The 11962-nt window shown below is 62.0% G+C and carries 13 protein-coding genes; 10 read left to right on the top strand and 3 right to left on the bottom strand.

Translation table 11 applies throughout. The features are described from left to right. The first annotated feature begins 224 nt into the window (after window positions 1-224). Together AB5Y94_RS21575 and AB5Y94_RS21570 are read left to right on the top strand one after the other, a co-directional pair. Window positions 225-716 carry a molybdopterin-dependent oxidoreductase gene (locus AB5Y94_RS21575; protein ID WP_005301421.1) on the top strand — a complete coding sequence of 164 codons (492 nt, stop codon included), beginning with the start codon at window positions 225-227 and terminating at the stop codon, window positions 714-716. Further along, the gene (locus AB5Y94_RS21570) at window positions 713-2548 is read left to right on the top strand and encodes an ATP-binding protein (protein ID WP_368206561.1); all 1836 of its coding nucleotides are present in this window, start codon (window positions 713-715) and stop codon (window positions 2546-2548) included. The genes AB5Y94_RS21575 and AB5Y94_RS21570 overlap by 4 nt, the downstream gene beginning before the upstream one ends. 109 nt (window positions 2549-2657) lie before the next feature. Here AB5Y94_RS21570 and AB5Y94_RS21565 read toward each other — a convergent pair whose 3' ends face one another. Then, window positions 2658-3686 carry an MBL fold metallo-hydrolase gene (locus AB5Y94_RS21565; protein WP_368206560.1) on the bottom strand — a complete coding sequence of 343 codons (1029 nt, stop codon included), beginning with the start codon at window positions 3684-3686 and terminating at the stop codon, window positions 2658-2660. A 119-nt stretch (window positions 3687-3805) separates the two neighbouring features. Then, window positions 3806-4789, bottom strand: coding sequence for an aldo/keto reductase (locus tag AB5Y94_RS21560; RefSeq protein ID WP_368206559.1), 984 nt, complete (start codon window positions 4787-4789; stop codon window positions 3806-3808). Window positions 4790-4982: 193 nt separating this feature from the next. Here AB5Y94_RS21560 and AB5Y94_RS21555 point away from each other — a divergent pair, with 193 nt between their 5' ends. Continuing rightward, the gene (locus AB5Y94_RS21555) at window positions 4983-5963 is read left to right on the top strand and encodes a LysR substrate-binding domain-containing protein (RefSeq protein ID WP_368206558.1); all 981 of its coding nucleotides are present in this window, start codon (window positions 4983-4985) and stop codon (window positions 5961-5963) included. A gap of 228 nt (window positions 5964-6191) precedes the next feature. Here AB5Y94_RS21555 and AB5Y94_RS21550 read toward each other — a convergent pair whose 3' ends face one another. After that, window positions 6192-7031 carry a S24 family peptidase gene (locus AB5Y94_RS21550; protein WP_368206557.1) on the bottom strand — a complete coding sequence of 280 codons (840 nt, stop codon included), beginning with the start codon at window positions 7029-7031 and terminating at the stop codon, window positions 6192-6194. A gap of 173 nt (window positions 7032-7204) precedes the next feature. Between AB5Y94_RS21550 and AB5Y94_RS21545 the strand changes: the two genes are divergently transcribed. The 7 genes from AB5Y94_RS21545 to AB5Y94_RS21515 are packed head-to-tail and all read left to right on the top strand — an operon-like array spanning window position 7205 to window position 11958. Next, window positions 7205-7480 (top strand): helix-turn-helix transcriptional regulator, encoded by a 276-nt coding sequence (locus tag AB5Y94_RS21545; RefSeq protein WP_236267801.1) that lies wholly within the window; start codon window positions 7205-7207, stop codon window positions 7478-7480. Between the two features lie 11 nt (window positions 7481-7491). Further along, window positions 7492-9513, top strand: coding sequence for a transposase domain-containing protein (locus AB5Y94_RS21540; protein ID WP_368206556.1), 2022 nt, complete (start codon window positions 7492-7494; stop codon window positions 9511-9513). A gap of 59 nt (window positions 9514-9572) precedes the next feature. Further along, window positions 9573-10505 carry an AAA family ATPase gene (locus AB5Y94_RS21535; protein ID WP_368206555.1) on the top strand — a complete coding sequence of 311 codons (933 nt, stop codon included), beginning with the start codon at window positions 9573-9575 and terminating at the stop codon, window positions 10503-10505. A 3-nt stretch (window positions 10506-10508) separates the two neighbouring features. Beyond that, a complete protein-coding gene (locus tag AB5Y94_RS21530) occupies window positions 10509-10781 on the top strand; it encodes a hypothetical protein (RefSeq protein WP_368206554.1) in 273 nt (90 codons plus the stop codon). Continuing rightward, window positions 10781-11002 carry a hypothetical protein gene (locus tag AB5Y94_RS21525; RefSeq protein ID WP_368206553.1) on the top strand — a complete coding sequence of 74 codons (222 nt, stop codon included), beginning with the start codon at window positions 10781-10783 and terminating at the stop codon, window positions 11000-11002. Before AB5Y94_RS21530 ends, AB5Y94_RS21525 begins: the two co-directional genes overlap by 1 nt. Next, a complete protein-coding gene (locus AB5Y94_RS21520) occupies window positions 10999-11322 on the top strand; it encodes a hypothetical protein (protein ID WP_368206552.1) in 324 nt (107 codons plus the stop codon). Before AB5Y94_RS21525 ends, AB5Y94_RS21520 begins: the two co-directional genes overlap by 4 nt. Before the next feature lie 15 nt (window positions 11323-11337). After that, entirely contained in the window at window positions 11338-11958 is a 621-nt protein-coding gene (locus AB5Y94_RS21515; RefSeq protein WP_368206551.1) for a DUF3164 family protein, read from the top strand. The last annotated feature ends 4 nt before the right edge of the window (window positions 11959-11962 follow it).

Raw genomic sequence — 11962 nt, 5'->3', positions numbered from 1 at the left:
AAGCACATCAGCCACGGCAAGGGGAACATTCTTTGCCAATTTGCAACATGGCTCATCCTTCTCATTGCAAAATGCGATGAAAAGGCACTCTCACCCCCTCTTCCCCCCCGTCTAAGCCACGCCAGCTGCCGCTTTCCACTATCAGGCACGCTTATTGCCTTGCCTCTATGCCAGGCCCGCCGTTGCCCTGGCATCTGCTTCTCACGGTTCCATGGAGGAAGGTTATGAGACTCAATTTTTATATGGCTCCCCTGCTGGCCATTCTTTGCGCTACCGCCCAGGCGACCCCCGATCCCGACAGCGCCCAGCTCAGGGTGGAAGGCGCCATTACCCAGCCCAACTACCAGCAGGACGCCCTGTGGGACACCGCCATGCTGGATCAACTGCCCGAGTACGAGATCAAGACTCACACCCCCTGGTATGACGAAGAGAAGACCTTCCGCGGCCCCCGTCTGAGCGATCTGCTGGCCAAGGTGGGCGCCAGCGGCAAGCAGCTGACCATCACGGCGCTCAACGACTACTCGATCCAGGTGCCCACCAGCGATGCCGCCCAGTATCAGGTGATCCTGGCCCGCAGCATCGATGGCAAGCCGCTGTCGGTGCGTGACAAGGGGCCCCTGTTCCTGATCTACCCGTTTGATCAATACCCCGAGCTTCGCAACAAGCTCTATTACGGCCGTGCCATCTGGCAGATCAACAAGATCAAGGTGGAGTGAACCGCATCATGCAATCCATGGCAGCCAGTCAGCGCTCCCTGTTCGTCGTGCTCTGCGTGCTGTTGCTGGCGTTTGCCGGTATCGGTACCGTCCAGTACCGGCAGTTCGAGGAGCTGCAGCACAGCACCAGTCAGGGTGAAGACAACGTCATGTGGAACTATTTCCAGCTCTACAACGAGGCGCTGCGCTTTCAAAATGCCCTGAAAAATGAGTCGCGGGTCAAGTTCCAGCTCAGATACGACATTCTGGTCAGCCGGATTGAGCTGGTGCTGGAGAGCAAGGATCGCAACCTGCTGCAACATACCCAGATTTATCAGCAGGCCAGCAAGGAGATGCGCCGCTTCATCGCCCTGGCCGATCTCTGGCTCGGGCCGGTCCAGCACAAGCCGCTGGATCAGGCGGCCCATCAGCAGCTTGATCAGCAGCTGGCTGCCCTGCTCCCCCAGCTCCACCAGCTGACCCTGGAGGTCAACGAGCAGGCGACCCTGCTTGACGTCGCCCGCCGCGAGGGGGTCCGCCAGCAGATCATCACCACCAGCCTGATCGCGGCCCTGCAGTTTGCCCTGCTGTTCGTGCTGGCACTGCTCATCTGGCGGCAGATGAATATCTCCTTCCTGCAGCACAAGCTGATGCAGCAGCTCAACGAGAAGCTGGTGCGGGCCAATCGCGAGGCCGAAGCGGGTCAGCGGGCGAAAAGCAGCTTTCTGGCCAACATGAGCCACGAGATCCGCACCCCCATGAACGGCATACTCGGCATGTTGTCGCTGCTGGCGGATCGCACCATGGCCCCCAGAGAGCGGGAGTACCTGGAGACGGCCCGGGAGTCAGCCAACCATCTGCTGGGGCTGCTCAACGACATTCTGGATATCTCCAAGCTGGAAGAGGGTCGCATCGAGCTGCAGCTCGTGCCCCACCATCTGCCCAAGCTGCTGGAGGACATCCGGGCCCTGATGCAGAGCAATTGCGATGCGAAGGGGATCAAGCTCAGCCTGACCCTGGCCCCCAACACGCCGGAATGGCTGATGATGGATCCCCTGCGGGTGCGCCAGATCCTGTTCAACCTGCTCAGCAACGCCATCAAGTTCACCCATCAGGGCGAGGTGAACATCAGGGTGGACAGCCAGCCGCTGGACAAGGAGCGTCATTCGATTCGGATCGCGATTCAGGACACCGGCATCGGCATGAGCAAGTACCAGATGGGCAACCTGTTCCAGCGCTTCTCCCAGGCCGACATCTCCATCACCCGCCAATATGGTGGCTCGGGGCTGGGCCTCGAGATCTCCCGCAACCTCGCCCGCCTGATGGGGGGCGACATCTCGGTCGAGAGCCACGAGGGGTTCGGCAGCACCTTTACCTATCTCTGGCCTGCCCAGGCGACCACCCCGTCGATGACCAGCCTGCCCAGCAAGCCGATCAGTCAGGAGAGTTATCGCATCTTGCTGGTGGACGACAACGCCACCAATCGCAAGGTCATCGGTGCCATGCTCGCGTCTGCCGGCCATCGGGTGACGCTGGCGCTGCAGGGGGAAGAGGCGCTGGCCAGACTGGCGCAAGAGACCTTCGACATCGTGCTGATGGATGTGCAGATGCCGGTGATGGACGGGCTGGCAGCCACCACCCATATTCGCGCCTCGCGCCAGAGCTGGGCCGACATTCCCATCATCGCCCTGACCGCGGATGCCATGCCCGAATCGAAGCAGTACTACCTGTCCCACGGCATGAACGGCTACATCACCAAGCCCATCAGCAAGGAGACGCTGCTGGGGGAGATCAACCGTCACCTGGTGCGCGAGCAGCGCAAGCGCACCATGACCCTGGGCAATCAGGCTTGAAGCGGCGCCGCTGCGCCCGAACGCAGCGGCGTGAAGGTAGCAGGCGCTGGCTCGACGATGCGGGCGCCCGGCATGGGCGCCCGTTCTCACGCTTGAGCCAGACCCAGGTTCACTCCCGCCACCAGTGACTGCCGCCATGGGGGGCCTGCAAGGTCAGCGGCTCCCCCATCATGGGGGTGGTCAGCGGGATCTGCTGCTCGGCCGCCAGCCGGGTGATCTGCTCCAGCGGCTCATCCCATGGGTGCATGGCAAGATCGAAGGTGCCGTTGTGGATGGGATAGAGCCAGGTTGCGCGCAGATCGTGAAACGCCTGTGCGGTCTGGGCCGGAAACATGTGCACATGGGCCCAGCGCTCGTTGTAGGCCCCCGTCTCGAGGAAGGCCATGTCAAACGGACCATGGCGCTCACCTATCTCCTTGAAGCCGGCGAAATAGCCGCTGTCGCCGCTGAAGAACAGCTTGCACTCATCGCTGCGAATGACCCAGGAGGCCCACAGAGTCTGGTTGCCATCGCTCAGGCCGCGGCCGGAGAAGTGCTGGGCCGGCGTGGCGATGAGTTCAATGCCATCGACCCGGGTCTGCTGCCACCAGTCCAGCTCCCTGACCTTGTGCGCCGGCACGCCCCAGGCGCGGAGCCTGGCCCCGACGCCGAGCGGGGTGATGAAGTGCGCCACCCGCCCCTGCAGCGCCACTATGCTGGCCTGATCCAGATGATCATAGTGATCGTGGGAGAGGATCACCCCGGCCAGGGGCGGCAGATCCTCAAGGGCCATGGGCGGGGCGTGCCAGCGCCTGGGGCCAAGCCATGAGAGCGGTGAGGCGCGCTCGCTGAAGACGGGATCGGTCAACCAGAACTGGCCGCGCAATTTGAGCAGCAGGCTGGAGTGACCCAGCCGCCAGACGCTGAAATCCGGAGCCGCCATGACATCCGCAAGGGTCATGGCCTGCACCGGGATGGCGCGATCCGGCAGGGTGCCGGCTGGCTTGCCAAACAGGAAGTCACGCCAGATCCCGACCTCTTTCCAGACACTGCGCGCGGGGGGCGCCACCAGATTGTGAAACCGGCCCGCCCGATACTGGGTTGAGTCCTGGTGTTCGGGCAGACCCGATTGCAATACAGACGAGATAATACCGGCCATCGCGGCTCCTGTGAGTCATAACAACATAAGGGCCCCGGCAAACCGGGGTGACGCGAGCGTTGCCAAGACACGCGGCAGTGGCCGGGTGCCTTGCACGACTCGCTTTCAAACAGGGCGCCTCAGCGCCCCACCAGTTTTCCCAGGTGCGCCGGGTAGCGCCCCCCTTCCAGCTCGATGCCTGCCACGGCGGCGTCAATGTCGGCCAGCTCGCGGCTGCCGAGCCTGATGGCGGCGGCCCCCAGGTTCTCTTCCAGCCGGTGCAGCTTGGTGGTGCCCGGAATGGGCACGATCCAGGGCCGCTGGGCCAGCAGCCAGGCAAGCGCAATCTGGGCCGGCGTCACCCCCTTGCTGGCGGCCAGATCCCCCAGCACCTCCACCAGGCGCAGGTTGGCGGCGCGGGCCTCCTCGGCAAAGCGCGGCACTATGCTGCGAAAATCGTTCGCCTCGAAGCGGGTATCGGCCTTGATGGCCCCGGTCAGAAAGCCCTTGCCGAGCGGGCTGAACGGCACGAAACCTATCCCCAGCTCGTCGAGCAGCGGCAGGATCGTCTGCTCGGGCTCACGCCACCAGAGGGAGTATTCGCTCTGCAGCGCCGCCACCGGCTGCACCTTGTGGGCACGGCGGATGGAATCGACGCCGGCCTCGGACAGACCGAAGTGGCGCACTTTCCCCTCGCGGATCAGATCCTGTACGGTGCCGGCCACCTCTTCCATCGGCACCTCGGGATCGACGCGGTGTTGATAGAAGAGATCGATGACATCGGTGTTGAGCCGGCGCAGGGAGGCCTCGGCCACGGCGCGGATATTTTCCGGCCGGCTGTCCAGTCCATCAGGGACCGTGCCGTGCTTGAAGCCGAACTTGGTGGCGATCACCACCTTGTCGCGAAACGGGGCCAGCGCCTCCCCCAGCAGCAACTCGTTGTCGCCAGGGCCATAGGCTTCGGCGGTATCGAAAAAGGTGACCCCGAGCTCATGGGCGCGCCGGATCAGGGCGATCGCCTCCGCCTTGTCGGTGGCGGGGCCATAACCAAAGCTCAAGCCCATGCAGCCCAGACCGATGGCGGATACCGTCAGCCCGCTGTGACCCAATTGACGTGTTTGCATGCTTGCTCCTTTTCTCACAATGCAGCCGAAACTGCCCTGGTAACCATGGATGCACAGCCCCTTGTCTCAACCAACCCGAAGGGGAGTCAAGCGCTAAAGGCTGGCGCGGTCGATGGACGCACTATAGAGATGGGATAAACATCGAACTAGACGGTAAATGGCGGAATCAGTTACAACCAAATGATGTAAATCCATGAGCCAGACCATGATCAACGAATTGCGCTCCATCACCACCTTCGTACACACGGCCGAGCTGGGCAGCCTCAGCAAGGCGGCCGAGGCCCAGCAGATCTCTCCCCAGGCCGCCAGCAAGGCGCTCGGGCAGCTGGAAAGCTATCTGGGGGTACGCCTGTTTCATCGCACCACCCGCAGCATGTCGCTGACCGAAGAGGGGCAACGATTTCTGGAGGCGGCGCAGCCTGCCCTGCTCGGCCTGCAGCAAGCCCTGACGGCGGCGCGCCAGACCCGTGAGGAGTTCGCCGGCCCGTTGCGAATAGTGGGCCCGCGCTCCGTGGTGCAGACGGTCATAGGGCCGCTGCTGGAGGAGTACTGCCGCCGCTATCCCGATGTGCAGCCGGATATCCGGCTCGATGACAGGGTCGGCAACTGGGTGGAGGAGCGGGTCGATGTGGGGCTGCGCATCGGCATCTCGCCCCAGGAGGGGCTGATCGCGCGCCGCCTGTTCCCCATGCAGCTCATCATCTGCGCCGCCCCCGCGTATCTGCGCAAATATGGCGTGCCCCTCACCCTGCACGACCTTGCCCTGCATCGCTGCAGTGCCTTTCGCCACGCGGGCAACGGACGCCTGATCCCCTGGTACGTCAAGATGGGGGACGAACTGCAGGAGCATCCGGTGCGCCCGGCGCTCTCCACCAACGACGAGATGGTGGAGCTGGGGGCCGTGCTGGCCGGCGATGTCATCGGCCAGCTGGCCGGGCCGACGGCGGCGGCGCATATCCGCGCCGGCCGCCTGGTGCCCTTGCTGCTCGAGCACATGACCCAGAGGCTCGGCCTGTTTCTCTACTACGGCAGTCGCGCCGCCCAGCCCGCCCGGGTACGCCACTTCATCGAACTGGCGATCGCCAGCCTCGCGGACAACCGCGCCTATGTGCTCGACCTGGATGAGCTGGAGCAGGCCCATCGGGCCGGCATGGCGTCGCTGTATAGACTCTAGTGAATTGATCACTGGGAATGATTAGGGAATAAGTGGGATCTTGAGGGAATAGATGGGATCGAGAAACCAGAAGAGACGCGGCCTGTAGAGCGATCAAAACTCTGCAGGCCGTTTTCGTTGGCGCGGATCCACGAAATGATCAGCGGATCCGAAAGCGGCGAAAAATCGCTGGTGAATTGATCACAGCTGATTTGATGAGGCAGGGTTTAAACAGGCTTTAAACCGACATCACGTTTCGTTGATGATGCGCACAACGCGGCCGATCACCTTGCATGCTTCATCAGCATCGACAGGCAGCGTGATTGGCTCATAGCGCGGGTTCTCGCAGTTCAGGCTCCATCCGCCCGGGATCTTCTGCACATTGCGAATGAGCGCAGCGCCGTCGACCTCTACGACCATGAGGGAGCCATCAGCCAGGCGGTTGTCGCGGCTATTGATGATAACGGTGTCCCGGTGCTTTATCCGCTGCGCCATGCTGTCGCCGTTCTGTACAAAGAAAGCCAGATCATTTGGCTCGAACCCGCGCCATTTCAACCATTTTGAGGAGACAGGGAAGGTGCCACCCATCTCATTCAAGAAAAGCTCTGGTTCTTCAATGAAGAAGCGAAGTTCAACAGCATTATCATGTTTTCTTGGTTTGTAACTTATTGATTCTTCAGCAATGCGGCTATCCTTATCAAGGAGTTTTCCAAGGCCGCAAGCGGCAGCACCCACAACTGCAGTGGCCCCAAGCAATGGGAGTCCACCAACGGAAGCCATCGGCCAGCCAGCCATTGCCCCAGCAGCGCCTGATCCAGGTGCCAGCGTCGCCACTCCACCCTGGCTCGGCGGCGATACCTGATCCCTCACCGCCTTGGGTAGCACAGAGATGTGATACTCGAACGCTTTGGTGCCAGAACGCTTGCGCCTGGCCCCCTCTTTCCCTTTCGCCCACTCGTCCAGGATGTCCCTGGTACGGCGGTCTGTCGTGGGCATTCCTTCCAGCCCTGCCACCTCTTTTGCAGTGACCCACAATTTCCGATTCCCACCCTGGGAATCGGAAATCACTTCCGATTCATGTTCACTCATTTCCGAATCCCGTAACCAATTGTTTTTATTGGATTTGCATGCGTATTTAGGAGTGATTGCCAAAAGCGGAATCGGAAATAACGGAAAAATAAATTTCCGATTCGCTTGATCTCACGTCCGTTCCGTCTTTATAGTCTGGTTAATAAGATGAGTGACCAGACGGAGTTACAAAGATGAGTTACCAAGTTAGCGAAATAGTCTCGCAGAAAAAGACGCCTGAGGGGAGTGGAAATGTCGACTGGCATCGTGCCGATGTCGTCGCTGCGCTCAAGAAAAGGGGGATCACCATCTCCGCGCTGAGTCGTGCCAATGGCCTGGCCGGCAGCACCCTGGCAAATGCCTTCCGTTCACCGTGGCCGAAAGGGGAAAAAATCATCTCCGGTGCTCTCGGTCTTGAGCCGCAAGACATCTGGCCGAGTCGTTATCAAAACCTGCAACAGGCCAGTTGAGGAACATCGCGATGGAGTGGTTCACCTCATCTGAATTGGCAGGCACACCAGGCATGCCAACAACAGATCGCCAAATCAGAAACATCATGAAGGAGCTGGCTTCCTCCGAACCGGAGAAGGCCCGCCAGCGCGAAGGAAGCAAAGCCACCGAATACCACATCAGCATCTTGCCGCCGGTTGTCCAAGCCGCCCTGCTGCGCAAGGCTGGCAAGGTAGTAGTCGGCGGCATGACGCTGGATCTGCCAAAGCCACAAGCGCCACGCTATTGCAAAGAGCAGCTGTGGGCCAACTGGAAGAAGGCCAACGACAAAGCCCACGCCAAGGCCATGGCCCGTGCGGCTGCCGTCAAGGCGGTGTATGCCCTGGTTGCCAGCGGCAGCACCCTGATGCAGGCCTACCAGCACATATCTGACGAGTTCGACATCGCGCTGCCGACCCTGCGCCGCTATTGCGCCATGGTCAAAGGCTTCGACGACAGCGACTGGCTGGCCGTGCTGGTACCCAAGCAGCAACAAGCCGCCACTGAAACCCGCGCCGCCCGTCTGGCCCCCGTCAGCGATCAAGCCTGGGAGTACTTCAAGGCGGACTACCTGCGCCGCGAACGGCCGAACGCCGCCAGCTGCTATGAGCGGGTGAGGCTGGCTGCCCGCGATAACGACTGGGTGGTGCCGAGCCTCGACAGCCTGATGCGCCGCATGGATATGGAAGTGCCCCACGCCCAGCAGGTGATGCTGCGCGAAGGTGAGCATGCGCTGATGCAGCTCTACCCACCGCAGGAACGCACCATCGAAGGGCTGGATGCCATGGAATGGATCAACGGTGACGGCTACCTGCACAACGTCTTCGTGAAATGGTTCAACGGCGAAGTGATCCGGCCCAAGACCTGGTTCTGGCAAGACATCTACAGCCGCAAGATCGTGGGCTGGCGCACTGATATCAGCGAGAACACCGACAGCATCCGCCTGTCCCTGATGGACGTGTGCAGCCAATACGGCATACCGCGCGAGATCACCATCGATAACACCCGCGCCGCCGCCAACAAATGGATGACCGGTGGTGTGCCGAACCGCTACCGCTTCAAGGTCAAGCCGGATGAGCCCATGGGCATGATCCCCATGCTTGGCATCAAGCTGCATTGGTCCAGCGTGCTGCTGGGCAAGGGCCACGGTCAGGCCAAGCCGATCGAACGTGCCTTCGGTGTGGGCGGGCTGGACGAAATCATCGACAAGCACCCCGCGCTGGCAGGTTGCTACACCGGCCCCAACCCCATGGCCAAGCCAGACAATTATGGTGAACGGGCGATAGATGCCGCCGAGTTCCTGCGCGTCGTGGCCGAAGGCGTGGCCATCTACAACGGCAAGCTGGGTCGCCAGACAGAAGCCTGCCGCGGCGTGATGAGTTTTGATCAGGCCTTCGAGCAGAGCTATGCCCAGGCCACCATCCGCAAGGCCAGCAGCGAACAGCTCACCATGCTGCTGCTGCAGGCAGAGGCAACCCGCGTCAGCCAGCACGGCACCATCCGGCTCGAAGCCGGCGGCGCCATCGCCAGCCGCAGCAACCGTTATTACCACGCCGATCTGGCCGAGTACGCCGGGCAGAAAGTAGTGGCACGGTTCGACCCGCAGCGCCTGCACGAAGCGGTGATCGTCACTACCCTCAACGGCCTGCACATCTGCGAAGCGGAGTGCCTGGAGAAAGTGGCCTTTGGTGACACCCAGCAGGCCCGCGAACACAAGCGCAAGCGCACCCAGCACACCAAGGCCGTCAAGGCTGCCGCGCTGGCCCAGCAAAGCATGTCTGCGATGGAGGCAGCCGCCCTGCTGCCCAGCGTCAGCGACGAACCGGCGCCCGAGACCAAGGTGGTCGAAATGGTGCGCCCGGTTTCCCTCGGCAATGCCGCGCTCGCTGTCCAGCCAGCGCCGGCCATGGCCACCCAACAACAGCCAGAAGCTGCACCGGTCATCGACTACGAGGCCCGCTACCAAGCGAGCGTCGCGAAGATGGCCGAACAGATGAAGAAAAACAGCCTTTAACCGGCATTTAACCAAGAAAAAAGCGGCCTTGTGGGGCCGCCTGAAAGGAGTAGTTCAACATGTCAAACGTAGTCACTCTCGAACAAAACAGCAACCAGGAAGTGGTGGCACGGGTCAAGGCCCTGCTGGAGCAGAGCGTGGTGAAACAGGCTCAGATCGCCAAAGAGATCGGCGTCTCCGGCTCGACCGTCAACCAGCTGCTGAACGGCAACTACAAGGCCGACCCGACCGCCATGCTGCAGAAGCTGGCCAACTGGCTGACCGCCCGTGAACAGCGGGCCGATGCCCCCCGCGATCCCGGCTTTGTGATGACCGAGACCGCCAAGCAGATCATCGCTGACATGACCTACGCCCAGATGACCCAGAGCATCGTCATTAACCACGGCGCCTCTGGCGTGGGCAAGACCACCGCCCTGCGCTACTTCCAGCGCAACAACAACAACGTGTGGATGGTCACCGCCAGCCCGACCCGCAGCACCCTGACCGAATGCCTCTACGAGCTGGCCATGGAGCTGGGGATGGAGAACGCCCCGCGTCAGCGTGGATCACTGGCCCGCGCCCTGCGCCGCCGCCTGCTCTCCACCAAAGGCCTGATCGTGGTGGATGAAGCGGACCACCTTGGCCGCGACGTGCTCGAAGAGCTGCGCATCCTGGTGGAAGAGGTGGAGGTGGGCATGATGCTGGTCGGCAACAGCCGGGTTTACACCCAGCTCACCGGCGGTCACCGCTCCGAGGATTTCGCCCGCCTTTATTCCCGCGTCGCCAAAAAACGCGCCCTGACCAAGGCCAAGAAGGCTGACGTGATGGCGGTGGCCGATGCCTGGAACGTGACCGGTGATGCAGAACGTGCCCTGCTGCTGCAGATCAGCGAGCGCCCCGGCGCCCTGCGTCTGGTTAGCAAGGTGCTCAAGCTGGCGGTGATGTACTCCGGCGGCGAACCGCTCAACGAGCAGGTGCTGCGGGTGGCCTTCAACGAGCTGGAGGGGGAGTAAGCCATGAAGCACTTCCACTGTTTTGCCTATGCCACCGGCCGCATCGGGTTTGGTGATGAAACCCCAGATGATGCCTTGCCCATCTACTGCGTGGTTGGCGCAGAGCCTGCCGAGGTGAAGCGCCTCAAGGAAAACGTCGGTGTACTGGCTCGCCACGCCTACGACAACAAAACCTTGCTGGTCCCCGGCATCCCAGAAGCGGCAGACATGAATGCGGCCTATGACGCACTCATCAAGTTCAACTGCCGCGTGAAGCACTACATGGAGAGCGTGTGATGAACGCCAAACCCCAACCGACGACCTTCTACGGCGTTACCACTGACCAGAACTGGACCCACGTCCACCTGCTGAGCGGCATCAAGGGCCGCGAGGTGAGCCGCAGTGATGGCGAGGTGGTGATCCAGAGCGAGAAAGGATGGGCGCAGCCCTACGACGAAGACCGGCTGCACCTCACCTGGGCGCCGCTGAACTGTGATTCACAAGGAGAGAACGCATGAACATTCGCACCAATAGCCTCGGCGTCATCGCCCAGCGTGTCATCGCCACCCTGCGCAAGAACGGATGCCAGGTACTGGCCGTCAAGGCCGCCCAGGTACGCCCGATGATCGAGATCGCTTACCCCACCGACGAGCTGAAACAAGGGGCCATCGAGCTGAACGAGCAAGTCAACGGGCTGCGCCGCCGCGCCTACGCCGCCCGCCTCGGCGGCTGCATCGTCCACTGGCATGAAGACCCGGTGCGCGAGGAGTTCGAGCTCACCGCCGGCATGTCCGCCAGCGAATACATCGCCTATCGCGCCGCCGGTTTCCCCGCTTAATAGGAGCAAACAGCAATGACTATCGCCACTGAGAAAAAGACCGACAACCTGCGCAAGAACGCCCTGGGCCACTTCGTGCCGGAGCCTCTGATCGCCCCGCTCGACCTGCTGCGCGATGACCTGGTGACTCGCCTCTGCAACGAGGCGCACGAAGAGAGGCTGCGCCTGCTGGCCCGCAAGGCCAGCATCGCCCAAGAGATCGAAGCCTTCATGGATCTGTCTGCCGCCGAGTACGGCGTGCAGTACGGCGGCACCAAGGGCAACGTCACCCTCACCAGCTTTGATGGCCGCTTCCAGGTGGTGCGGGCCATCGGTGAGCACCGCAAATTCGACGAGCGCCTGCAGACCGCCAAGGCCCTGATCGACGGCTGCATCGGCCGCTGGAGTGAGGGCAGCAGCAACGAGATCCGTGCCCTGGTGGATCATGCCTTCCGCATCAATAAGGGCGGCCATGTAGACGTAAACCAGGTGCTCTCCCTGCGCAAGCTCGACATTCAGGATGCCGAATGGAAGGAGGCCATGCAGGCCATTGCCGACGCCATCACCGTGGTCGGCAAGGCCGAGTACATCCGCTTCTACGAGAAGAACGGCACCGGGGCCTACAAGGCCATCGTCATCGACTGGTCGAAGCTGTGAGGCC

This window comes from Aeromonas sp. s5, assembly GCF_040907865.1.
Lineage (GTDB): Bacteria > Pseudomonadota > Gammaproteobacteria > Enterobacterales > Aeromonadaceae > Aeromonas > Aeromonas dhakensis.
Note: the sequence above shows the minus strand (reverse complement) of the source record. Positions and strands in the feature narration are given on the sequence as shown.

What these genes read in the sequence shown, in the direction of transcription:
- AB5Y94_RS21575 (WP_005301421.1), top strand. Translation starts at nt 225, where the DNA reads ATGAGACTCAATTTTTATATGGCTCCCCTGCTGGCCATTCTTTGCGCT.
- AB5Y94_RS21565 (WP_368206560.1), bottom strand. Translation starts at nt 3,686, where the DNA reads ATGGCCGGTATTATCTCGTCTGTATTGCAATCGGGTCTGCCCGAACAC.
- AB5Y94_RS21560 (WP_368206559.1), bottom strand. Translation starts at nt 4,789, where the DNA reads ATGCAAACACGTCAATTGGGTCACAGCGGGCTGACGGTATCCGCCATC.
- AB5Y94_RS21555 (WP_368206558.1), top strand. Translation starts at nt 4,983, where the DNA reads ATGAGCCAGACCATGATCAACGAATTGCGCTCCATCACCACCTTCGTA.
- AB5Y94_RS21550 (WP_368206557.1), bottom strand. Translation starts at nt 7,031, where the DNA reads ATGAGTGAACATGAATCGGAAGTGATTTCCGATTCCCAGGGTGGGAAT.
- AB5Y94_RS21545 (WP_236267801.1), top strand. Translation starts at nt 7,205, where the DNA reads ATGAGTTACCAAGTTAGCGAAATAGTCTCGCAGAAAAAGACGCCTGAG.
- AB5Y94_RS21540 (WP_368206556.1), top strand. Translation starts at nt 7,492, where the DNA reads ATGGAGTGGTTCACCTCATCTGAATTGGCAGGCACACCAGGCATGCCA.
- AB5Y94_RS21535 (WP_368206555.1), top strand. Translation starts at nt 9,573, where the DNA reads ATGTCAAACGTAGTCACTCTCGAACAAAACAGCAACCAGGAAGTGGTG.
- AB5Y94_RS21530 (WP_368206554.1), top strand. Translation starts at nt 10,509, where the DNA reads ATGAAGCACTTCCACTGTTTTGCCTATGCCACCGGCCGCATCGGGTTT.
- AB5Y94_RS21525 (WP_368206553.1), top strand. Translation starts at nt 10,781, where the DNA reads ATGAACGCCAAACCCCAACCGACGACCTTCTACGGCGTTACCACTGAC.
- AB5Y94_RS21520 (WP_368206552.1), top strand. Translation starts at nt 10,999, where the DNA reads ATGAACATTCGCACCAATAGCCTCGGCGTCATCGCCCAGCGTGTCATC.
- AB5Y94_RS21515 (WP_368206551.1), top strand. Translation starts at nt 11,338, where the DNA reads ATGACTATCGCCACTGAGAAAAAGACCGACAACCTGCGCAAGAACGCC.